This is a genomic window from Gilliamella sp. Fer4-1, assembly GCF_001690515.1.
Lineage (GTDB): Bacteria > Pseudomonadota > Gammaproteobacteria > Enterobacterales > Orbaceae > Gilliamella > Gilliamella apicola_C.
In genome coordinates, this window is record NZ_LZGZ01000219.1 from 1 (window position 1) to 22,613 (window position 22,613).

The 22,613-nt window shown below is 34.8% G+C and carries 22 protein-coding genes; 18 read left to right on the top strand and 4 right to left on the bottom strand.

The features are described from left to right. A partial coding sequence (locus A9G30_RS07900) for an LTA synthase family protein (RefSeq protein ID WP_141672042.1) occupies positions 1-1,104 on the bottom strand: 1,104 nt, incomplete at its 3' end. Positions 1,105-1,349: 245 nt separating this feature from the next. Between A9G30_RS07900 and A9G30_RS07905 the strand changes: the two genes are divergently transcribed. From A9G30_RS07905 to A9G30_RS07950, 10 genes are all read left to right on the top strand, one after another. Beyond that, positions 1,350-1,988: a nitroreductase family protein gene (locus tag A9G30_RS07905; RefSeq protein ID WP_065588599.1), complete on the top strand. Its 639-nt coding sequence runs from the start codon at positions 1,350-1,352 to the stop codon at positions 1,986-1,988. Positions 1,989-2,005: 17 nt separating this feature from the next. Next, the gene (locus A9G30_RS07910; RefSeq protein WP_065588600.1) at positions 2,006-3,208 is read left to right on the top strand and encodes an FTR1 family iron permease; all 1,203 of its coding nucleotides are present in this window, start codon (positions 2,006-2,008) and stop codon (positions 3,206-3,208) included. Between the two features lie 143 nt (positions 3,209-3,351). Beyond that, positions 3,352-3,879, top strand: coding sequence for an iron transporter (locus A9G30_RS07915; RefSeq protein ID WP_442903445.1), 528 nt, complete (start codon positions 3,352-3,354; stop codon positions 3,877-3,879). A 99-nt stretch (positions 3,880-3,978) separates the two neighbouring features. Next, positions 3,979-5,229 carry a Fe-S-containing protein gene (locus A9G30_RS07920; RefSeq protein WP_065588602.1) on the top strand — a complete coding sequence of 417 codons (1,251 nt, stop codon included), beginning with the start codon at positions 3,979-3,981 and terminating at the stop codon, positions 5,227-5,229. Positions 5,230-5,252: 23 nt separating this feature from the next. Then, positions 5,253-6,539: an ABC transporter permease gene (locus A9G30_RS07925; protein ID WP_065588603.1), complete on the top strand. Its 1,287-nt coding sequence runs from the start codon at positions 5,253-5,255 to the stop codon at positions 6,537-6,539. A gap of 17 nt (positions 6,540-6,556) precedes the next feature. Continuing rightward, on the top strand, positions 6,557-7,699 hold the full coding sequence (locus A9G30_RS07930; RefSeq protein ID WP_065588604.1) for an ABC transporter permease: 1,143 nt from the start codon (positions 6,557-6,559) through the stop codon (positions 7,697-7,699). 10 nt (positions 7,700-7,709) lie between these two features. Then, entirely contained in the window at positions 7,710-8,369 is a 660-nt protein-coding gene (locus A9G30_RS07935) for an ABC transporter ATP-binding protein (protein WP_065588605.1), read from the top strand. Between the two features lie 20 nt (positions 8,370-8,389). Continuing rightward, on the top strand, positions 8,390-8,869 hold the full coding sequence (locus A9G30_RS07940; RefSeq protein WP_065588606.1) for a DUF4418 family protein: 480 nt from the start codon (positions 8,390-8,392) through the stop codon (positions 8,867-8,869). A gap of 83 nt (positions 8,870-8,952) precedes the next feature. Further along, positions 8,953-10,164 (top strand): ABC transporter permease, encoded by a 1,212-nt coding sequence (locus tag A9G30_RS07945; protein WP_065588607.1) that lies wholly within the window; start codon positions 8,953-8,955, stop codon positions 10,162-10,164. After that, a complete protein-coding gene (locus tag A9G30_RS07950; RefSeq protein WP_065580723.1) occupies positions 10,164-10,829 on the top strand; it encodes an ABC transporter ATP-binding protein in 666 nt (221 codons plus the stop codon). The genes A9G30_RS07945 and A9G30_RS07950 overlap by 1 nt, the downstream gene beginning before the upstream one ends. A gap of 54 nt (positions 10,830-10,883) precedes the next feature. Here A9G30_RS07950 and A9G30_RS07955 read toward each other — a convergent pair whose 3' ends face one another. The 3 genes from A9G30_RS07955 to hemB form a co-directional block, all read right to left on the bottom strand. Further along, positions 10,884-11,465 (bottom strand): Maf family protein, encoded by a 582-nt coding sequence (locus tag A9G30_RS07955; RefSeq protein ID WP_065588608.1) that lies wholly within the window; start codon positions 11,463-11,465, stop codon positions 10,884-10,886. Position 11,466: 1 nt separating this feature from the next. Beyond that, on the bottom strand, positions 11,467-11,871 hold the full coding sequence (locus A9G30_RS07960; RefSeq protein WP_065567859.1) for a GNAT family N-acetyltransferase: 405 nt from the start codon (positions 11,869-11,871) through the stop codon (positions 11,467-11,469). Positions 11,872-12,637: 766 nt separating this feature from the next. Next, a complete protein-coding gene (gene hemB, locus A9G30_RS07965; protein ID WP_065588609.1) occupies positions 12,638-13,645 on the bottom strand; it encodes a porphobilinogen synthase in 1,008 nt (335 codons plus the stop codon). 186 nt (positions 13,646-13,831) lie between these two features. Here hemB and rpsU point away from each other — a divergent pair, with 186 nt between their 5' ends. From rpsU to A9G30_RS08005, 8 genes are all read left to right on the top strand, one after another. Further along, positions 13,832-14,047 (top strand): 30S ribosomal protein S21, encoded by a 216-nt coding sequence (rpsU, locus tag A9G30_RS07970; protein ID WP_034882800.1) that lies wholly within the window; start codon positions 13,832-13,834, stop codon positions 14,045-14,047. A gap of 142 nt (positions 14,048-14,189) precedes the next feature. After that, on the top strand, positions 14,190-15,971 hold the full coding sequence (gene dnaG, locus A9G30_RS07975; RefSeq protein ID WP_065567857.1) for a DNA primase: 1,782 nt from the start codon (positions 14,190-14,192) through the stop codon (positions 15,969-15,971). Positions 15,972-16,052: 81 nt separating this feature from the next. Beyond that, positions 16,053-17,894, top strand: coding sequence for an RNA polymerase sigma factor RpoD (gene rpoD / locus A9G30_RS07980; RefSeq protein WP_065567856.1), 1,842 nt, complete (start codon positions 16,053-16,055; stop codon positions 17,892-17,894). A gap of 68 nt (positions 17,895-17,962) precedes the next feature. After that, complete coding sequence (locus A9G30_RS07985) at positions 17,963-18,934, top strand: bile acid:sodium symporter family protein (RefSeq protein ID WP_065588610.1); 972 nt, start codon at positions 17,963-17,965, stop codon at positions 18,932-18,934. 68 nt (positions 18,935-19,002) lie between these two features. Further along, positions 19,003-20,517 carry an inorganic phosphate transporter PitA gene (pitA, locus tag A9G30_RS07990; protein WP_065588611.1) on the top strand — a complete coding sequence of 505 codons (1,515 nt, stop codon included), beginning with the start codon at positions 19,003-19,005 and terminating at the stop codon, positions 20,515-20,517. Between the two features lie 65 nt (positions 20,518-20,582). Beyond that, complete coding sequence (gene uspA, locus A9G30_RS07995) at positions 20,583-21,035, top strand: universal stress protein UspA (protein ID WP_065588612.1); 453 nt, start codon at positions 20,583-20,585, stop codon at positions 21,033-21,035. Between the two features lie 181 nt (positions 21,036-21,216). Beyond that, on the top strand, positions 21,217-21,972 hold the full coding sequence (locus A9G30_RS08000) for an SDR family oxidoreductase (RefSeq protein WP_065588613.1): 756 nt from the start codon (positions 21,217-21,219) through the stop codon (positions 21,970-21,972). A gap of 146 nt (positions 21,973-22,118) precedes the next feature. Next, positions 22,119-22,448 carry a hypothetical protein gene (locus A9G30_RS08005; RefSeq protein WP_065567851.1) on the top strand — a complete coding sequence of 110 codons (330 nt, stop codon included), beginning with the start codon at positions 22,119-22,121 and terminating at the stop codon, positions 22,446-22,448. The last annotated feature ends 165 nt before the right edge of the window (positions 22,449-22,613 follow it).

Consider the following 22,613-nt stretch of genomic DNA (forward strand, 5'->3'; position numbering starts at 1 on the left):
TTGTTGAATAAATAACCCTAAATTATGATCTAATGAAGCAGCAACAAAAGACATATTATCTGGTTTGGGTGAAATAATTGATTTCATTCTTTCGTCATCAAAACCATTTGGAGCATGAGTTGAAACGGTTGATACAAATAAGGCAAATGGTTGGTTATTTTGACGCATTTGCGTAATCTGTTTTTGCGCAACATCAAAAATATCTTTGTCATATAATCCAAATGGTGCTGTTGGGTATTGCCCAACGTAATTTTTTTCCGAAATAACTTGCATACCCAAAAGCTCAGCAATATGCCCAATACCAGCAAAATCAGGGCTAGGCATCACATAACGGGTTTGATATCCAGCTTGTTTTAGCACATCACCCAAACTAACTAAGTTTGTTTGGTTTGCACGCATTAATGGGGATGTTGTGTAACCGCCAATTAAAAATGGCATGCCGGTCATATAAGTATACATGGAAGCAGTCGTCCAAGTGCTTCCAGGGCTCATTGGCATATTGGCAAAAAAAGTATAATCTTGGCAAAGATGTCGTAAATTAGGTGTAATATCTTCAAAGTCGAGAAAACCTTGTTCAAACGATTCTAATGATAACACAATAATATTTTTACCTTGTTGGCTAACAAGCTGGTTTTTATTGATGTAATTAGTCATATTGAGTGATTGCAATGCTTGCTCAAATGGTTCGCGCGGAGCACTAGTAACCTGATATATTTCATATAACCGGCTTAATGGTCCATTGTGGTAACTGATTGAAAATATAGCGATAACAGCGAGTAATATGCGAGGCAATAATCGGCATTTTCCTTTACACCAATTAGCGAGTTTTAATAGTAAAAAAATGAAAGAAAAAAAGACTACAATGACCAGAACGGATTGCAATTTAAAAATAAATAGCCCTTCTATAATATCATTTATATTTAAATTCACATAAAACTGATAATCAATAAATCCACCACTAAAGTAGATAGAAGTTAGCTCCATTACAATAAAAATCGTTAATAAAGTTACGTTTAAAAATTGCCATTTTTTCTTTTTAAAGAGCGAGGCAAAAACAATTGTGATAATAAAAAGAGGTAAAACAATGAATGTCGATAATGGCATAAGATTTGTTACTCAATTACTCAAAAATCAATTTTGCTAAAGTATATACTCAATACACAAAAAAATAAAAATATCGGTTAATGCTGTTTAATTTATTACATTATCTTCATGACCTAACCTTGAAAAATGCTAATGATAAAAACAGACTTTTCATATATCAAATGATAATTATTTGCATTTGATATTGATAATTGAAACCGTTAGCAATAAGATATCGCCAATAATGTCAAATATTAGGTCTCATTATGTCTTGTTATATACGAAAATTAGCTTTAATTCTATTATCATCGTTGATTCCTTTCGCATTATGTTATGCCGATATTTCATTGCCTAAGCCACAAATAAAAGATGGAATGAGCTTATTTGAAAGCTTAAAAAAACGTGCTTCAACACCTGGTGGCGGGTTTCCTACTGGTAAGATTTCTGATGAGGAACTTTCACAAGTGCTTTGGGCAGCAAGTGGGTTGAACCGAGGTAAAACAGGATGGACAGTACCAATGGTTAAAGGTAAGCCACCTTATGTACGAATTTATATTGCTGGTGAAAAAGGCACTTTTTTATATGAGTGGGAAGGTCATTATTTAAGAGAAATTAATAATAAAGATATTCGCGCTAATATTGGTTTGCAAAATTTTACTAAGCGAGCCACCTATTCATTAATTTTTGTGTCAGATGCTAATGTATTGGCTGATATAAATTCCGAAGAAAGTACTCACTTTAATTATACTGCTGTTGGCGCAATGAGTCAGAATGCTTATTTAGCTGCGGCAGCATTGAAATTAAATGCTCGTTATATTCATTCCATCAAGTCAGATGCCATAATTCAAGCACTAGAATTGCCTGAAGATCGCCAGCCTCTTGGTATGCTGATATTAGGAAAATAAAAGGCAATTAAATAATTATGAAAAAATATTTAACACTGGTTTTATTATTTATTGCAAGCTTAATTGCTTTTGCGCCAACCTCTTATGCACAAGCAAAAAAGTATGAAAGTTGGAATGCCATTGTTGATGAAATGGATGAAATTTTAAATGATGCTTATGATATCTATTTCATGACAGATGTTGAACGTGCAAAAGCCCGCGTTAATGAAGCTTATTTTGGCTTTTATGAAAAACATGGTGTTGAGCGTGCTGTTATGTCTTATATTTCGGGAAAACGAGGCACTGATACCGAATACCAATTTGCTAAAATTAAACGATTAATGACAAATGGCGCTCCCAATAAAGTTGTTCGAGCAGAAATTGACACTATTTTAAAAATGTTGCATCAAGATGCTAACGAATTGGATGGTAAAAAAGAGAGTGGCTGGCGTGTTTTATTCGCATCGTTTATTATCATCTTTCGAGAAGGTCTTGAAGCCATTTTAGTGATTGCGGCAATATCAGCTTATTTAGTGCGTTCTGGTAATATTGCTATGCTCAAGGTGGTATATATGAGCTCAGTTGTTGCAGTTTTTGCCAGTATTTTAGCTGCTATTGCCCTTTATACTGTGTTTGATATCAGTGGTGCAAATCAAGAAATTATTGAAGGCGTCGCTATGCTTTTGGCAACGATAGTGTTATTTTTTATTAGTAATTGGATGTTTTCAAAGGCAGAAGCTGAGATTTGGAAGAGTTATGTTGAAGGAAAAGTACAAACTGCTGTTTCATCTGGTAGTTGTTTAGCTTTAGGTTTCGCTGCTTTTCTAGCTGTTTTTCGTGAAGGAGCTGAAACAATTTTATTTTATCAAGCCATGATTACTGAAGCTAAAGAACACATACATATGGTTTGGTATGGACTTGTGATAGGAACGATTGTTCTTGCAATTATTTTTGTTGTTATTCGTTTTGGTACTATGAAGTTACCAATCAAACCTTTCTTTATAGGCACAAGTATTTTGATGTATATCATGGCGATAGCTTTTGCTGGTGGTGGAGTGAAAGAACTCCAAGAAGCAGATATTATTACTGTTACGCCTGTTGATTTTGTGCACTCTATTGAAGTATTAGGTATTTACCCAACAATCGAAACTTTATTACCACAAGTTGTTATGATATTTATTGTGTTAGTGTCAGTTATGTATTACAAATTTCAATGCAACCATAAAAATGAAAAATGGTAAGCATGACTAATATTATTTAATTCAAACCATTTGGAATGTATGGTTAGAATATTGCATAAATATTATGAAAATAAAAAGTAGTCAAAAACAACGTGAAGGAGTTTTCAATGAAAAAATTAGTTTTATCAGCGAGTATTACCTCAATGCTTGCTTTATCTTCATTTGCTCACGCAGCGGCGCCAGCACCAAGTGAACAAAAAGGATTTGAGGAGTTTCCAATTGGTGATGAAGTCACTGTTGGCCCATTACACATTGGTGCTGTTTATTTCCAACCAGTGGATATGGAGCCAGTTGGTATGGGGGGGCTTCCTGCATCAAAATCAGATATGCATATTGAAGCGGATATCTCGGCTGCTGAAGGTAATAATTTAGGTTATGGTGTCGGTGATTTTGTACCTTATTTAACCGTTAAATATAAAATTCAAAAACAAGGCAGTGATAAAGCTATCGAAGGTAACTTTATGCCTATGAATGCATCGGATGGTCCTCATTATGGTAATAATATTAAGCTTGACGGTGCTGGTAAATATAAAGTTACATTTATTATTGAAAATCCAGAAAAGCAAGGTTATTTGTTACACGTAGATAAAGAAACCGGTGTCGAGGGGCGTTTTTGGAAAAAACCAATCGAAGTTTCTTGGGACTTTGATTATATCCCACGTGCATGGTAATTATTAGAAAAAACTAAGTATAATTATATTTAATAATTGATCATCAGTTATGGTGAGTTTGTGCTCACCAATAACATTTGCAATAGCTAGGCAATAAATATGCTTCAATATCTTATTAATATTACCGATAATACTTTCGTTCCTGTAATGATGATGGCACTACTGAGTGCTGCGATTGTAAAATCAACACTTGATTATGGTAAAAAGAGTATTTTGTTCGGTTTTATATTGGGATTTATAGTAGCATTAATTTATGCCATTTTAAAACGTAATACTGGCTTCGCGGTTCGTGAGTTTTATGATCTTGGAGTAATTACGCTTTGGGTTATAATTGCTATACCACTAATGGCTAGCATTTACTTACAAAAAACTATTGATAACTGCGTTGGCATAATCTTATTTTCACTCCTATTTGCGCTTGGTATCGGCTTGATAAGTGCCCAGTACTTACCCAATTTAATACTCTATCCATTCGAATTTTCAGTCGGGATGGATTCTATATTTAATAATGATTACTTGTTTAAATGGGTTGGTTATAGTTTTTCTTTGCTTGTTGTTTTGCTAACAGGATTATTTATTTACCGCGTCTGCGATCGCTTATCTGCTAAATTTGTTTTTGTCATTACTTCACTGTCTATCATTATTTTTACTATCCAAAACAGTATTAATATTCTACAAATTCTAATTGTTAGGCGCTTTATTTCATCACAACCATGGATGATGGAATTAGTCATTTTTATCCTTAGCCATGTTAATTTCTTCACTTTTATTTTTATGGCAATTGTGCTTGGTTTAGCTTTAACCTTGTTCATAAAGTCAAAAACCACCTCATTAGTAGGCAGCAACCCTGCTCAAATTCGCAAACTTAAAGCGCAATTGCGCAACGATAGAAGAAATGCGCTATTGATTATGGCAGGTTCGGCAATAACCGCTTATACCGTAACGCGTGCTCGTTATATTTTTGAAAAAGGAGTAGAACTTACACCAGCAGAACCAATATCGCCTAATAGTGATGGATTAATTGTTATTTCTCTTGATAAAGTCAACGATGGTAATTTGCATCGCTATGGTTATCAAGCAACGGATGGTACCTTAGTTCGCTTTATTATCATTAAAAAAAGCGATAACGCTTATGGCGTTGGGTTTGATGCTTGCGATATTTGCGGTGCAAGCGGTTACTACCAACGAGGTGAGCAAGTCGTTTGTATTTTATGTGATGTAGTGATGAATATTGCTACAATTGGATTTTCTGGTGGTTGTAACCCTGTACCGCTTAAATATGAAATTATTGACGGCAATATGGTGATTCGTCCAGCTAACCTTGAAGCAGAGAAAAACCGTTTCAAATAAAAGCGTATTAAAAGGAATATTGTATGTTTTATAGAATGTTATTAAGTGTTTTAATTCGCCAAAAAAAGAAACTTTTTCTTATTGCCTTAACGGTTGCATTGGGTGTTTCGCTTGCTACTGCTATGTTAAATGTAATGTTTGATGTAGGAGACAAAGTTAATCAAGAATTAAAAGCTTATGGTGCTAATTTAAACATTGTTCCTCGTGGTAATGCCATTATTAATGAAATGTATCAACTCGACAATGATGGTAGGCAACATGCACTACAATATATTAAGCAAGAAGATCTCGTGAAAATTAAAATGATTTTTTGGGCTTACAATATTGTTGATTTTGCACCTTTTTTAACAACCCAAGCTACCTTCAACGATAAACCTGTTACAGTCGTTGGAACTTGGTTTAATAAACACCTCAACATACCAACAGGTGATCAAGTCGATACAGGTATATTAGCCATGAAGTCATGGTGGGCAATTGAAGGTAACACTATGACTGATGAGAATATACAAGGCGTTATGGTGGGGGAATCTATTGCTAAACAGTGGAATTTAGAGCTAGGAGACTCAATCGATATCGTCTCACCTCAAACAAACAAAAAGATCACATTGAAAATTAATAATATTTTTCATAGTGGTGGAATTGAAGATACGCAGATTTTTGTGTCGTTACCTGTTGCACAAGATCTTGCTAATAAAAAAGGACTGGTTGAACGAGTTGAAGTAAGTGCATTAACCACACCTGAAAACGAACTTGCCCGCAAAGCAGCACAAGATCCAAATAGTTTATCAAGAACAGAATGGGATACATGGTATTGCACCGCTTATATTAGCTCAATTGCTTATCAACTAGAAGAATTAATGCCAGATGTGCGTGTTAAAGCCATTATGCAAGTGGCTGAATCTGAAGGTTCTATTTTACAAAAAACTCAACTATTAATGTTATTACTCACTATTTTATCATTAATTTGTTCTGCGCTGGCCATTTCGAATTTGGTGACAGCTAATGTGATAGAGCGAAGTACCGAAATTGGTTTATTAAAAGCACTTGGCGCAACCAATACGACTGTTGCTATGTTAATACTCACTGAAATTTTGATTATTGCCTTACTCGGTGGCGTTTTGGGTTATTTTATTGGCCTTGTTTTTGCGCAAATTATAGGTTATACCGTATTTGGTTCATTTGTTGAACCTAAAATGATCATTGTTCCGTTAGTTATAATTATGGTTTGCCTAATCACTTTTTTAGGTAGCTTACCCGCATTGCGTATTATGATGTTTTTACGCCCAACCGATGTGTTACATGGCCGATAAGATGAAAGGTAAGTATTATGATCAATAACAATAAACGCTTTATCATTAAAATGGTGCTAAGTTCACTTATCCGTCGCCGTTCGCGTATCACTATTGCCTTGCTTGGTATTACCATAGGTGCGACTGTACTGCTTGGTATGATTACACTTTGTTATGATATACCAAGACAAATGGGACAAGAATTCCGTTCTTATGGTGCCAATCTTCTATTATTGCCAACTAATAATCAACCAACTGTGGCAATAGCTGATGTCAATAAAGCGGTAAACCTTCTACCAAAAGATAAATTGCTTGGCGTCACTCCATTTCGTTATGATTTAATTCGTAGTAATCAGCAACCTTATACGATTGTGGGAACAGACTTTAAACAAATTACTAAAACCAGCCCCTATTGGCGTATTGAAGGAACATTACCACAAAATTCACATGAAATACTTATTGGTACTGATATTGCTAACTTTGCTAAATTAACCATTGGTAGCACTATGCCGATTACTGGTAAATCTAAACAAGATTCTCGCTTTGATGAAGAACTTAAAATTACGGGTATTGTTAAAACAGGACGGGCAGAAGATGGTTTTATCTTTATTGACTTACATGAGTTAGAACAGCTACTTGAAGAAAACGAACAAGCAGAAGTTATTGAAGTCAGTATTACTGCCACAGAATCAGAGCTAAAACACTACATTGAAGTCATTAAAAATCAAATGACAGCACTTGAGCCTCATTTAATTAAATGGGTTACAACATCAGAATCGTCGGTATTAAGTAAGTTATCTTCACTACTTTACTTAGTTACTTTTATTGTGCTGATACTTACCATGATTTGTGTTGCTACCACCATGATGACAGTGGTTATGGAGCGTCGTCAAGAAATTGGTCTTAAAAAAGCAATAGGCGCAAATAATAAAAGTATTGCCAAAGAGTTTTTAGCTGAAGGATTAGTTTTAGGTGTCGTAGGAGGAATTATAGGTGCTATTTGTGGGCTTGTCTTTGCTCAAATTATAAGCAATAGTGTGTTTGGGCGCTCCATTATTATTGAGTTTTATTTAATCCCAACCACGATTATTATTTCAACGATAGTAACAGTCATTGCATGTTTAATTCCAGTAAAACGTGCACTTGAAATAGAGCCTGCGTTAGTGTTACGTGGCGAATAGGATATAAAGTATGAATATACTCGAAGTAAACAATGTGTCTAAGATTTATGGTTCGCTCCATGCGCTTTCTGAAGTGAATTTAGTGGTTGAAGAAGGCAAATGGTTATCAATTATGGGGCCATCAGGCAGTGGTAAAACCACTTTGATGAATATTATTGGTTGTATGGATAAACCTTCATTGGGCTCAGTCATTTTGGATGGGCAAGATATTACTCAACTTTCTTTGTCAGAGTTAACCGAGATTCGCCGAGATAAGATAGGACTAATATTTCAACAATTTCACTTAGTATCATATTTAACTGCTTTGGAAAATGTGATGGTTGCACAATATTATCACAGCATGGTTGATGAAAAAGAAGCTATGCAAGCATTAGAGCGAGTTGGACTTGCTACACGAGCTAAACATTTACCAAGGCAGCTATCAGGCGGTGAACAGCAACGTGTATGTATTGCCAGAGCATTGATTAATTACCCCAAATTAATTTTAGCCGATGAGCCAACTGGTAATCTAGATGAAAGTAATGAAACGATGGTCATGAATTTACTGCATCAGCTTCACGAAGAAGGTAGCACAATAATAGTCGTTACTCACTCTCCAGAAGTGTCAAAACATGCTCAAACTACAGTAGTACTTGAGCACGGCAAAATTGCGCGTGTTATAAACAACTAATCAACAATGGGTTATCGTATATGAAAAATCGTATTATTTCGTCAAGTATTTTTATAGTTATTGGTGTGTTAATCATTTTATTTCCATTATATATATTGCCAGTTTGTCCACCGCCTGAAGCTGTAGCCACACCGATTGATACAATGAGTAGCACTAGTAGTGAGCTTGCGCATAGTGGGCACATGCATGCTAGTACAGGAAAAATCATGAAATGTTTTTGGACAGCCAGAGCTGAAATCGGCATTGGTTGTTTAGTGATAGCCATTGGTGCATTGCTACTAATTAGTCGTACTGCTTTTGTGCGAATGGGATTAAGTATGGCCCTCGCGTGTATTTCTTTATTAGCGGCGGCTATACCAACAATTCTAATTGGTGTTTGCGGTAATGAAATAATGCGATGTAATATGGGGTCTAAACCAGCCTTGGTTTTATTATCAGGTTTATTATTTATTGTCGCTGTTATTAACATCTATTACTTAGATAAAAGAACGAAAAATTGATAGCGTTTTGTTAGCAAACAAAGACCACACTTATCTTTATCAGATAAAGATAACATTTAAATCCAATAAGCAGGAAAGTCAATATGCACGTAAAACCGATCACCATGGCAAATTTAGCATGGCGAAATATTCAGCGGCGACCGTTTAGAAGTTGCTGTTTGATTATCATCATTACGCTTTTTTCGGCAACGTTATTTGGTGGAAGTATACTGATGAAAAATCTCAGTCTTGGTATTACTGGCATGGCTAATCGGTTAGGAGCTGATATTCTTATTGTCCCCCATGGTTATGAAAAAAATTTAGAAGTTGCCTTATTGCGTGGTGAACCGAGTAGTTTTTATTTAAAAGTTGATTTGATCGATAAGATAAAAGCGATCAAAGGCATCAATGCTATTTCGCCACAACTGTTTATTGCATCGCTAAATGCAGGTTGTTGTTCATCTAAAGTCCAATTAATTGGTTTTGATCAGCATAGTGATTTTGTGATTAAACCTTGGTTGCAATCACAACTCTCAGCGCCTCTTACTGACAATCAAGTCGTTGTCGGTTCAAAAATTAGCGCTAATGCAGGCAGTGAAATCATGTTTTTTAATCGCCCATTTAAAATCGCTGCAAAAATGGATAGTACTGGTATGGGCTTCGACACGTCAGTCTTTATGACCATGCAAGCAGCGCAATCATTAATGAAAGAAGCTAAGTTAATTGAAGGCGATATTGACCATTTTGCAGATTATGCTTCGTCAATTTTTATCAAAGTTAATTCTGATTATCAGTCTAAAGACATTGTTAATCAAATTATGCCTAAATATGCTATTGACTATAATATTGACTTTATCATGACTAAAGGCATGTTAAGCAATATATCTAAATGGTTAACCAGCTTTTCAACTATTGTTTATAGTCTATCGGCTATTTTTTGGATTCTGGCAATTATTGTGATCTTTGTTATTTTTTCATCTTCACTTAATGAACGGAAACGCGAAATCAGTTTATTACGAATATTAGGTGCTTCACGCCGTGATCTAGTCAAAATGTTGTTACGAGAATCTTTAATAATCAGTGCATTAGGTGGTATTGCCGGCATCATAATCGCAACAGTGTTACTCTATGCATTTAGCTTATTAATTTGTCAATCAATCGGTTTGCCGTGTATGAATATTTCATTATTTGATGCACTATTATATGCAATAATAGTTTTTATTCTTACGTTAATCATTGCCCCGTTATCAAGTACCTATAGTACATTATCTATGACTAAATTTGATACTTACAGTACGCTTAGAGAGGGCGAATAATGTTACTAAATGTCAAAAATCTACGTAAAGATTATTACCGTGGCCAGCAAACCTTTTCAGCAGTAAATAATGTCAGTTTTTCAATGAAAAAAAATGACTTTATTTGCATTATGGGTAAATCGGGCAGCGGTAAAACAACATTACTTAACATGATTGCAGGATTACTCACACCAACACAAGGCAAGATCACCGTTAATGAAACCAACTTATTTGAACTTAATGATCAACAGGTATCGGCATTTCGCAATCAGCATATTGGTTATATTCCACAAGGTAGTAGTTTACTCCCTAATTTAACTGCGCTAGATAATATCCGCTTGCCTTTCTATTTAACTAAGCGTTCCAATGATAACAGCCTAAGTTACGCACAAAGCCTGCTTAAAAAAGCTAAAATAAGTTATTTACAAGATGCTTATCCCGCCAATATGTCTGGTGGTGAAATGCGGAGAGTTGCTATTTTACGTGCATTAATTTGTCGTCCACAAATCATTATAGCTGACGAACCAACCAGTGATCTTGATGACGAAAGCTCGGCGGATATCATGCAACTATTAACCGAAATTAACCAGCAAGGCACAGCCTTATTAATTGTCACCCATGATAATGATGTAGCTAGTTATAGCCAAACAATTTTGAAAATGTCGGCTGGAAAATTTATTGATTAAATAAGTCGATTAACACAACGCTAAGTCAAAATGGGGGAATTTAACTTGTTTGCTTTACAACAATAGAGGATTACAACCCATTTCAATCATAATTTTATTTAGTTTTAACAGTGGTAACCCGACTAACGAATTAATATCATTACCTTCTAGTTTATCAAATAAGGTAATACCTAACTCATCACATTTAAAACTACCAGCGCATTGTAAAGGCATCTCTTTGCTAATGTAGGCATCAATTTCTGAATCAGTTAAATGTCGAAAGGTCACTTTAAACGGTTCGCAAATGGTGGTTTGTTGTTGAGTTTTGGTATTAATTACTGTCATACCAGTATAAAAATAGAAAGCTTTACTACTGCTTTGTCGAAGCTGTTTGCGGGCATTATCAATTGTATGTGGTTTGCAAACAATATTACCGTCTAACACCCCCACCTGATCTGAACCAATAATTAAACTATCAGCAAACTGCGTCGCTAATGATTGGGCTTTAAGTTCAGCTAACCGAACTACCAATTGCTGAGCTGATTCGCCGACTAGCGGTGTTTCATCGCATACAGGTGGCACACACTCAAAAGGGATAGCTAATTTTTCGAGCACTTTTTTACGGGATACAGATGTTGATGCTAATATGATTCTCATTTTAATTTTCTCTTAAAATCCAAGCGGAAGGATGCGCATTAAAACCGATATAAGCATAATAATCAACTGACTGTGGTGCAGCTAGTAGAGTAATTGAACATGATTTACCAGTATTGTTTTTCACTTCTTGAATTAATTGCTTACCGATACCTTGTCGTTGGTAATTTTCATCCACTGCAAGATCTGCCAAATAAGTGATATAAACAAAATCAGTTAAACAACGTGCAATACCAATCAATTTCTCATCATGCCAAGCGGTTATCACCAAATTAGCATTATCTAACATAGCTTGAAAGCGTGCAGTATCGGTAAGAGGACGACGTTCACCTAACGAACAATGACGATAAAGGGTAATTGCTTGTTTGAGTGTCGGTTTAACATCAGAACGATAAATGATGTGCCTCATATCATATACCTTTATTTGGGTTATGGCTCTTGTAATAACCAAAATTAGCAAGTTTACTTAGTTATTAACATTGGATTTAATTGCCATAGCACATTTAAAAAATATGTAATTCCAAATTTTAGCGTAGCTTTAAAATTTTATCGATCTTGTAAATAATTTTGTGTATTTGCTTATTGTTAACATATTGTAATATAAAAAACAGACAAATAAAAATGGATAAAAAATATTCATAATATCTACTATCAAAATTAGCTAACAATAGAAAAACTCAAGACGACTTAGATAAGTTAATGGTTATTTTTAATAAACTGGCTATCGAAAAGCGCCTTAATTCAGAGATGGACGAATAGTTATGCCATGATAAATATCATAAAAAATTAGGCAGCCATCTGCGATCAGCGTAATGGCTACAACTAAAAGCTATGCTCATTGACGATGATGGTAAGTTGGAGCTACTCATCCCACAATGAGTCAATCGCCCAAAACTGGGAAAAAATACTAATTGATGATTTAATCAATTTTTCCCATACATCGGCTCGCTCATTTTAGTTGATAACTCAAATCTTTTTTAAAATAAGAGAATCTTAGCGAGCCGAAATAAAAACAACATGGCTTATTTTGGGCTTTCAGTGTTGTTGCATATTGATAAAAGGTAACTTTTTTATAAAAGTATTATAAAAAAACAACAAAACTGCTAATTAGTTTAGCTTATTTATATAATCACCTTGAATTAGAAAATGATTTATCAACATTTAAACAAATATTGTTATTTTTGATGTAACCACTCAGCGACTTGTTTAGCAAAATAGGTTAAAACACCATCTGCACCAGCGCGTTTAAAACAAAGTAAAGATTCCATAATTGCTAATTTTTCATCTAACCAACCGTTTTGGATTGCTGCTGTTAACATGGCATATTCCCCTGATACTTGATAAGCAAATGTGGGCACAGCGAAAGTTTCTTTCACTCTTCGAACTATATCAAGATAAGGCATACCTGGTTTAACCATGACCATATCTGCACCTTCACTTAAATCCTGATAAATTTCTTGTAATGCTTCACTACTATTCGCAGGATCGAGTTGGTAAGTTTTTTTATTGCTGCCTTTTATATTTTTAGCAGAGCCGACCGCATCGCGAAAAGGTCCATAAAAACTTGATGCATATTTTGCTGAATAAGCCATAATTTGCGTATTAACAAAGCCTTGTTTTTCTAGCTCATCACGTATTGTACCAATGCGTCCATCCATCATATCGCTTGGTGCTATAATGTCAGCACCTGCTTCTGCTTGCATTAACGCTTGTTTAGCAAGCGTTTGAACGGAAATATCATTTTGTACATACCCGTGTTCATCAATAATTCCATCTTGTCCATGTGTAGTATAAGGATCAAGAGCAACATCGGTGAGTATGCCTAGCTCTGGGAATTCTTTTTTTAATGCTCGGATAGCTTTTGGTACTAATCCATTTTCATTATACGCTTCTTGCGCTAGCAATGATTTTTTTACCGGATCAATAGCAGGAAATAATGAAAGGACAGGGATCCCTAATTTAACTATTTGTTCCGCTTCTTTTAATAATACATCAATACTCATTCGATTAACGTTTGGCATTGAACTTACCCGTTCAGTTGTATTATTCCCTTCAACAATAAAGACTGGATAAATTAGGTCATTAACTGTTAAGCTATGCTCAGCAAGCATACGACGACTAAAGTCATGAACTCGGTTACGACGTAAGCGACGTTGTGGGTATTGACCTGTAAATGATGGCATGAAAAACTCCTGTTTATTCTTAATGAGATTTGATTTATTATCTGACGCTATATTTTGATTAGCAAATTAATTTGTAGTCTGATAATAATTCTATTTTTTACTTTACAACATATATCGATTAGGAGTAAAATTACGCACTAAATTTTAGTCCCTTGTGATATTAAATAAATTTGAGGTGAGAGGCACATGCCAGTAATTAAAGTACGTGAAAATGAACCTTTCGATGTAGCATTACGTCGTTTCAAACGTTCTTGTGAAAAAGCAGGAGTTTTAGCTGAAGTTCGTAATCGTGAATTTTACGAAAAACCAACCACTATTCGTAAACGAGCAAAAGCTGCAGCTGTTAAACGTCATGCTAAGAAATTAGAAAGAGAAAACGCTCGTCGCACTCGTCTATATTAATAGTTTTAAAATTATTTATACTGAAAATTGGAATTGATATTAAAATCAATTTGTTATCTTCTAATATAAAGAATTCTAACAAGCCGTATTTTTAATACGGCTTGTTGCCTTTCTGTAACAGCAAAATTGGTTAAAATTTATCATGAAAGGTTTTATTCCTCGCGATTTCACCTTAGATCTAATTGCTCGAACCAATATTTTGGATGTCATTAGCAAGCGCGTCAAAATGAAAAAAAAAGGGAATAATTATTTTGGTTGTTGCCCTTTTCATGATGAGAAAACCGCCTCTTTTTCACTTAATGAGAAAAAGCAGATTTATTATTGTTTTGGGTGCGGTGCCTCTGGATCTGTTGTTAATTTTTTAATGCAATATGAACGGTTATCTTTCCCTGAAGCTATTGAAGAATTAGCTAGCATGCAAGGTATTCAGGTACCTTATATTGATACTGATAATAGTCAAATAGATCAATCAAAGCATATCGAATCTAGAAATGTGCGCCGTGACTTGTATGCATTAATGGCTAAAATTACTAATTTTTATCAACAGCAATTGGCCTTGCCAACATCCATAGAAGCCCATAAATATCTTGAACAAAGAGGGCTTAATGCCGAAATTATCGCCAGATATAAAATTGGTTTTGTGCCTAATGAATGGCGATTAACATCACAAAATGTGGTTAAAACAAAAGCTGAAGCTGCACTTTATCAGCAAGCGGGTATGTTAGTAACCAATGATAGCCGTAACCAATATGACCGTTTTCGCGGGCGAATCATGTTTCCTATTCGAGATAGGCAAGGAAATGTTATAGCATTTGGTGGGCGAACTATCATTAATGATCCTGCAAAATATATTAATTCGCCAGAAACGCCTATTTTTCATAAAGGTTTTCAGCTATATGGACTTTATGAAACACTTGAAGTTAATCGTAACCCTCAGCAACTTGTAGTGGTTGAGGGTTATATGGATGTGGTTTCGCTTGCTCAATATGGCATTGATTATGCTGTTGCCGCTTTAGGTACGGCAACATCAGAAGAACATATTAAATTGCTGTTTAGAGCTACAGATTCGGTAATATTTTGTTATGATGGTGATAATGCTGGACGAAACGCTGCTTGGCGAGCTTTGAACGTTTTATTACCTTGTTTAATCGATGGAAAGAAAATTACCTTTGCTTTTTTACCTCAAGATGAAGATCCGGATACTTTTGTGCGTAAAGTTGGTAAAGAGGGTTTTGAAAAATATTTAAATGAAGCGCCAAATCTATCAAAATTTTTATTTGATGAGCTTTTAAAGCAAGTTGATTTAAAAACGGCTGAAGGAAAAGCGAAATTAAGTTCGCTAGCTTTACCGTTGCTTGATCAAATTAGAGCAAAAGCTTTCAGATTAAATTTATTACAAAAATTAGGTAATTATTTAGGTTTACTTGATGTTTCTCAACTAGAACAATTGTTAAATGAAAATCGTTCTAAAAAAGATGAAAAAGCCAATGAAAATACACCTAGAACACAAATAAAATTAACTACGATGCGCATTTTAATTGGTTTATTACTTCAATACCCAAATCTTGCTGAGCAAGTTTCTGATCTCAATGCAATTCGTCAAGTTAACATGGCTGGAATTGAGATTTTTATCGAATTGCTTGAATTATGCCAACGTTATCCCAATATAACAACAGCACAAATATTAACAGAATGCATAGACAGGCCGTTTTACAAACAGTTAAGCCGTTTATCAACATGGGAGCACCATTATCAAGATGATGAAATAAGCTCAACTTTTTCACATACTTTAAAAGAGTTGTATGATAATATACTCGCCCAAAGGCAAGATGAACTGATCGCAAAAGAGAGAGTCTCTGGCTTAAGTGCCGCAGAGAAAAAAGAATTGGCGACTTTAATACTTGTTTTATCAAGAAAAGACTAAATATATAGGCTATATGTAGACTCCAACTATTAGTCTACATATATAATATAGATGACCAAATAACTAAAGTGGATACCTTTTATGGAGCAAAATTCTCAATCACAGCTAAAACTCCTGATCATTCGAGGTAAGGAGCTAGGATATTTAACCTATGCTGATGTCAACGATCACTTGCCGGAAGAGATTATTGATTCAGATCAGATTGAAGATATTATCCAAATGATTAATGACATGGGGATTCAAGTGCTTGAAGAAGCCCCAGACTCTGATGAACTACTACTTTCAGATAATGTCCCTGATGAAGAGGCTGTTGAAGCTGCAACTGCCTTAGTATTATCTAATGTTGAATCAGAAATTGGTAGAACAACTGATCCTGTTCGTATGTATATGCGAGAAATGGGCGCGGTTGAACTACTAACACGCGAAGGCGAAATTGATATTGCTAAACGTATTGAAGATGGTATCAATCAAGTTCAAACTTCAGTATCAGAATATCCAGAAGCAATTACTTATCTTTTAGAGCAATATAATTTAATCGAAAGTGGCCAAGTTCGTTTATCTGATTTGATTACAGGCTTTGTTGACCCAAATGCTGAAGAAGTGACAGACGAATTGCCAGAAGATTTAGAAGTTAGTGAATCTGAAATTGAAATTGATGATAGTGACGATGAAAATGAGGATGAAGAAGGAGACTCTTCAACCGATGATGATGTTTCTATTGATCCTGAAGTTGCCAGAGCTAAATTTGCTGAATTAAAAGAGCAACACGATAAAACGTCTGATGCGATCAAAAAATATGGCCGAGCTCATAACAAAGCACAAAAAGAGATCGAAAATCTATCAGAAATATTCAAGCAATTTCGTTTAGTCGCTAAGCAGTTTGATATTCTCGTTAATAATATGCGCAGTATGATGGAGCGAGTCCGAGCACATGAACGCGTGATTATGAAGCTTTGTGTTGAACAATGCAAAATGCCGAAAAAACAGTTTATGACGTATTTTACCGGTAACGAAAATAACATGAGCTGGTATGAAAAAGCGCTCACAGCTAAAGGCGCATTTGCTGTAAGTTTGAAACAGTTTGAAGAACCAATTCAAGTTCAGGTTAACTTATTGCAACAAATCGAAACAGAAACTAGTCTATCTATTGAACAGATTAAAGATATTAATAGACGGATGTCTATTGGTGAAGCTAAAGCCCGTCGCGCCAAGAAAGAGATGGTGGAAGCTAACTTGCGTTTAGTTATTTCCATTGCAAAAAAATATACGAATCGTGGGTTACAATTCTTGGATCTTATCCAAGAAGGTAATATTGGTTTGATGAAAGCGGTCGATAAATTTGAATATCGTCGTGGTTATAAGTTCTCGACTTATGCGACTTGGTGGATAAGGCAAGCCATTACTCGTTCAATTGCTGACCAAGCAAGAACAATTCGTATTCCGGTACATATGATTGAAACAATCAATAAATTAAACCGTATTTCACGCCAAATGTTACAAGAAATTGGTCGTGAACCAACACCTGAAGAGTTATCCGAACGAATGCAAATGCCAGAAGACAAAATTCGTAAGGTACTTAAGATTGCTAAAGAGCCAATCTCAATGGAAACACCAGTTGGGGACGATGAAGACTCGCATTTAGGTGATTTTATTGAGGATACCGCTCTTGAGCAACCGTTAGATGCAGCGACATCTGAAAGCTTGCGTAGTGCAACACGTGATATTTTATCAGGGCTAACGCCAAGAGAAGCGAAAGTATTACGTATGCGATTTGGTATAGATATGAATACAGACCATACGTTAGAAGAGGTGGGTAAACAATTTGATGTTACTCGTGAACGTATTCGTCAAATTGAAGCTAAAGCCTTGCGTAAGTTGCGCCATCCAAGCCGTTCCGATGTGCTTCGTAGTTTCTTAGAATAAAGTTATTACCTATAAATATCGCCACAATCGTGGCGATTTTTTTTACTAATTAGACTAAAAGCAAAACTATGAATATCCTACAACGTTTTAAAATCGATCCATTTCTGTTAACGTTAATTTGTGTCGTAATTACAGCTAGTTTTTTACCATGTAAAGGGCAGACTAAAGTTTTTTTTGAAAATCTGACTACCTTTGCTATTGGCTTGCTCTTTTTTATGCACGGCGCCAAGCTTTCTTTCCAAGCGATTGTTATTGGTATAAAAAATTGGCGGTTACATTTAGTTATTTTTATGACCACTTTTGTTATCTTTCCTGTTCTAGGAGTAATGATGCAAATATTGGTTCCCACTTTTTTACCGCAAAATCTTTATTTAGGTTTTGTTTATCTTTGTGTATTACCCGCAACCGTGCAATCTGCTATTGCGTTTACCTCAATTGCAAAAGGCAATGTGGCTGCGGCTATTTGTAGTGCTTCAGCATCAACATTATTAGGGGTGTTTATTTCTCCTGTTTTAGTGAGTTTATTGATGCATACGCAAGCTTCAAATTCTATGAATATGCTAGATGCCATCACTTCTATCATGTTAAAACTTATGTTGCCATTTTTACTTGGTCACTTATCAAGACGCTTTATTGGCAAATGGGTGGATAAATATAAAAGTGTCATTTATAAAACCGATCGATTCTCAATTCTAATAGTTGTATATGTAGCCTTTAGTGATGCTGTTGCTAATGGTATTTGGTCTCAAATTAGTTTGTTATCACTTTTATCAATTATTTTTTATTCTATTATATTGTTAATTATTATTTTATTAATAACAACTTATGGTTCAAGATTACTGGGTTTTAACAAAGAAGATGAAATCACTATTGTGTTTTGTGGTTCCAAAAAAAGTTTAGCGAGCGGTATTCCTATGGCTAGCATTATCTTTCCTATGTCGATAATCGGCATAATAATTTTACCCTTAATGATTTTTCATCAAGTTCAATTAATGATTTGTGCGATTTTAGCTGCACATTATGCAAAACGAAAAATTTAAAAATTGTTTTGCTCATTGCTCTATTCTCAAGGATAATAGGGTCGCTATTAACAACAGAAAGATATATTATGTTACATCTATTTGCTGAATTAGAATTTTCGACCATTATACTATTAGTTTTGGCACTGTTTTTTGTCCTTTTTTATGAAGCAATTAATGGATTCCACGACACAGCTAATGCTGTTGCAACAGTAATTTATACTAGGGCATTAAAGGAACAACTCGCTGTTTTTATGGCTGGTATGTTTAACTTTTTTGGGGTTTTGCTTGGTGGGCTAAGTGTTGCTTATGCTATAGTCCATCTATTGCCAACTGATTTATTACTTAATGTAAGTTCATCACATGGGCTTGCTATGGTCTTTTCTATTTTATTTGCGGCTATTATTTGGAATCTTGGGACATGGTATCTTGGTATTCCAGCGTCAAGCTCACATACCCTAATTGGTTCAATTATTGGCGTGGCACTTACTAACGCATTTATTATGGATACATCAATAATAGATGCCCTTAATATTCCTAAGATGATTCATATCTTTTTATCATTAATTGTTTCCCCTGTTGTAGGTCTTGTGATTGCAGGTTTGATGATCTTTCTGTTGAGGAAATATTGGACACGTAAAAGCCAAAGTAAAAAAAGCAGCAAAAAACGAGAACGTATTTTCATGACGCCAGAACAACGTGAAAAACTCTATGGCAAGAAGAAACCTCCTTTTTGGATTCGTATTATGCTCATTATTTCGGCTGCCGGTGTGAGTTTTTCTCATGGAGCCAATGACGGTCAAAAAGGTATTGGCTTATTGATGTTAGTGTTGATGGGCATAGCTCCAGCAGGGTTTATTGTTAACATGAGTGCATCTACCTATGATATTACAAATACTCGTAATGCTATTCACAATATTCAAGAGTATTTTGTTACCCATAATGACGATTTAACAACGATAATAGGTAAACAGCCACTATTAGATACTAGTGTTCCAGAAGGCGACTTGAATAAATATCATTGTGATTATTCGCGTTCATATACCACATTAGCGATTGCTAATAATTTATTCAATAAAATGCGTGATTATCAGTCGCTTACGGTAGAACAACGTTCACAAGCTAGACGTATATTACTGTGTTTATCTGACACGGTTTCGCATATTGCTAAACAACCTAACGTGACACAAGAAGATAAACAATATTTAAAATCTTTGAATAATGATCTGCTTAAAACTGTGGAATATGCGCCTGTTTGGATTATCGTTGCCGTAGCTTCAGCATTGGCAGTTGGAACAATGATAGGATGGCGCCGTGTAGCTATTACTATTGGTGAAAAAATTGGTAAGAAAGGCATGACTTACGCACAAGGCGTATCGGCACAAATCACAACAGCTTTATCAATTGGGATTGCAAGCTATACTGGCATGCCAGTATCAACAACCCAAGTTCTTTCTTCCTCAGTTGCTGGAACGATGATTGTTGATGGTGGTGGAGTACAAAGTAAAACAATAAAAAGTATTGCATTAACTTGGATTTTAACACTTCCAATTTCAATTTTGTTATCTGGATCACTTTTTTGGCTTGCTCAAAAATTAATTTAGGAGTAAAAATAGAGTACTGGTTTTCAATTTATTTGGGCTTTAAAAATAGGAAGGAGTAAAATATCATGGCTTATAAACATATATTAGTCGCAGTGGATTTATCACCTGAAAGTGAAGTTCTCGTCGAAAAAGCTGTTTCTATGGCTAGACCATATAATGCTCAAATATCATTGATTCATGTTGGTATTAATTATTCAGATCTTTATACTGGTTTGGTTGATATTAATATGAATGATATGAAAGACCGAATTACTCAAGATGCGCACGTTGCTTTAAATAAATTGGCCGACGATGCGGGTTATCCTATTGCTCATACTCTTTTAGGAAATGGAGAATTTGACCAAGTATTAATTGAAGCAATTCACGAATATGGCGCTGATCTTGTCGTGTGTGGCCATCATCAAGACTTTTGGAGTAAATTAATGTCATCTGCTCGTCAACTTATTAATAATACACATATCGATACATTAATTGTTCCATTGAAAGATGAAGAACCCGCAGAAGAACCTGCTACATGAAATATTAAATATCAACCCGCTTAATTAGCGGGTTTTTTTAGGTATTAAATAAATATTTTGTAAAATCATTTCAAGAAATTATGTGCTTTACTCTATTTTTATTTGTATCTTTTTTGTTTATGCATACCACAGTTTATGAAAATATACGTAAACTTTTGTTTAGCCAATAAGGAGGCTTATTATGAATATCGCTTTAGTTACAGGTGCTTCATCCGGATTTGGTCAAGCAATTTGTCGTAAGCTCGTTGCTGATGGCTATAAAGTGATTGGTGTTGCTCGACGTGGAGATAAGTTACAAAAATTAGCAGATGAATTAGGAATAAACTTTACCTTTTTAACTTTGGATGTTACAAAAAAAGATGCAATAGAATCAATATTGTTACAGCTTCCTAAAGCATTTCAACCTATCGATATTTTAATTAACAATGCAGGATTGGCTTTAGGATTAGAACCAGCTTATCAAGCTGATTTCAATGATTGGGAAACAATGATTCAAACTAATATAATGGGATTAATTTATTTAACTCATCAAATTTTACCTAGTATGGTTGAGCGCAACTTTGGTTACATTATTAATCTTGGCTCAGTAGCTGGTACCTATGCTTATAAAGGTGGGAATGTATACGGCGCAACAAAAGCATTTGTAAAACAATTTAGCGCTAATTTACGGACTGATCTTTTAGGAAAAAAAATCAGAGTCACCAATATTGAACCAGGATTATGTGGAGGCACCGAATTTTCTAATGTCAGATTTCATGGCAATAATGATCAAGCAGCCGCTGTATACGAAGGTATTGATTATATAACACCAGAAGATATTGCAAATACCATTTCTTGGTTAGTTAATACGCCAGCACATTTTAATGTCAATTCACTAGAGATAATGCCAGTTGCTCAAGCTCCAGCAGGATTAGCACTTTACAAAGAAAGTGAGTAATTAAAACGTATTGACTGTGGAGGTTAAATTATAAATGCTCGCTCCCTTTAATAATAAAAAATAGATTTGAAGAACAAAATAGACTTGCACTTCTGCTTTAGGGTTGCTATTCTTTTTTCTTGTGGTTTTGATTGAGGTTAATCGTAATGGTATTTACTGAAGTAACTAAAACATTTGCGGCAAGTTTACCAGGCACAGACAGTTATGTAAAACTGCGTAACGCTATGCAAACATTAATTCAAGAAGATACAAAAAATGCAGCGGTCTATTTTTTGATTTTTGGATTTGCACGCACTTATGTCATGCTATATGAAGATCAGGAAATATCACCAAAGTTTGCAGAAGACAATCAAAAGCTAATGTTATCGTATCTTAATATTCTTGATGAAGCGTTAAAAAAGCAAGATACTGAAAGTATCTATCAAGCATTGAATAAAGTTGTTAATGAGTACGAAAACAGCAAAAAGTTTTTTTAAAATTACAGCCTGACATAAAAATGTCAGGCTGTTTTGTTTTTAGCGTTTAAAAAATAAATTTAATTAGGAAATAATGAAAATGATAATGATTATTTCAAACATTATTAGCACCTTAAGCACTATTATTCAATATAGGGCGGGTTAATTTTTCCTTGAAAATATAAA

Bases quoted from the DNA above. Each gene is read 5' to 3' on its own strand.
- dnaG (WP_065567857.1), top strand. From the start codon at position 14,190: ATGAAAGGTTTTATTCCTCGCGATTTCACCTTAGATCTAATTGCTCGA.
- A9G30_RS07920 (WP_065588602.1), top strand. From the start codon at position 3,979: ATGCTTCAATATCTTATTAATATTACCGATAATACTTTCGTTCCTGTA.
- A9G30_RS07930 (WP_065588604.1), top strand. From the start codon at position 6,557: ATGATCAATAACAATAAACGCTTTATCATTAAAATGGTGCTAAGTTCA.
- rpoD (WP_065567856.1), top strand. From the start codon at position 16,053: ATGGAGCAAAATTCTCAATCACAGCTAAAACTCCTGATCATTCGAGGT.
- rpsU (WP_034882800.1), top strand. From the start codon at position 13,832: ATGCCAGTAATTAAAGTACGTGAAAATGAACCTTTCGATGTAGCATTA.
- A9G30_RS07905 (WP_065588599.1), top strand. From the start codon at position 1,350: ATGTCTTGTTATATACGAAAATTAGCTTTAATTCTATTATCATCGTTG.
- uspA (WP_065588612.1), top strand. From the start codon at position 20,583: ATGGCTTATAAACATATATTAGTCGCAGTGGATTTATCACCTGAAAGT.
- A9G30_RS08000 (WP_065588613.1), top strand. From the start codon at position 21,217: ATGAATATCGCTTTAGTTACAGGTGCTTCATCCGGATTTGGTCAAGCA.
- A9G30_RS08005 (WP_065567851.1), top strand. From the start codon at position 22,119: ATGGTATTTACTGAAGTAACTAAAACATTTGCGGCAAGTTTACCAGGC.
- A9G30_RS07935 (WP_065588605.1), top strand. From the start codon at position 7,710: ATGAATATACTCGAAGTAAACAATGTGTCTAAGATTTATGGTTCGCTC.
- A9G30_RS07960 (WP_065567859.1), bottom strand. From the start codon at position 11,871: ATGAGGCACATCATTTATCGTTCTGATGTTAAACCGACACTCAAACAA.
- A9G30_RS07955 (WP_065588608.1), bottom strand. From the start codon at position 11,465: ATGAGAATCATATTAGCATCAACATCTGTATCCCGTAAAAAAGTGCTC.
- A9G30_RS07985 (WP_065588610.1), top strand. From the start codon at position 17,963: ATGAATATCCTACAACGTTTTAAAATCGATCCATTTCTGTTAACGTTA.
- A9G30_RS07925 (WP_065588603.1), top strand. From the start codon at position 5,253: ATGTTTTATAGAATGTTATTAAGTGTTTTAATTCGCCAAAAAAAGAAA.
- A9G30_RS07940 (WP_065588606.1), top strand. From the start codon at position 8,390: ATGAAAAATCGTATTATTTCGTCAAGTATTTTTATAGTTATTGGTGTG.
- hemB (WP_065588609.1), bottom strand. From the start codon at position 13,645: ATGCCATCATTTACAGGTCAATACCCACAACGTCGCTTACGTCGTAAC.
- A9G30_RS07950 (WP_065580723.1), top strand. From the start codon at position 10,164: ATGTTACTAAATGTCAAAAATCTACGTAAAGATTATTACCGTGGCCAG.
- pitA (WP_065588611.1), top strand. From the start codon at position 19,003: ATGTTACATCTATTTGCTGAATTAGAATTTTCGACCATTATACTATTA.
- A9G30_RS07945 (WP_065588607.1), top strand. From the start codon at position 8,953: ATGCACGTAAAACCGATCACCATGGCAAATTTAGCATGGCGAAATATT.
- A9G30_RS07910 (WP_065588600.1), top strand. From the start codon at position 2,006: ATGAAAAAATATTTAACACTGGTTTTATTATTTATTGCAAGCTTAATT.
- A9G30_RS07915 (WP_442903445.1), top strand. From the start codon at position 3,352: ATGCTTGCTTTATCTTCATTTGCTCACGCAGCGGCGCCAGCACCAAGT.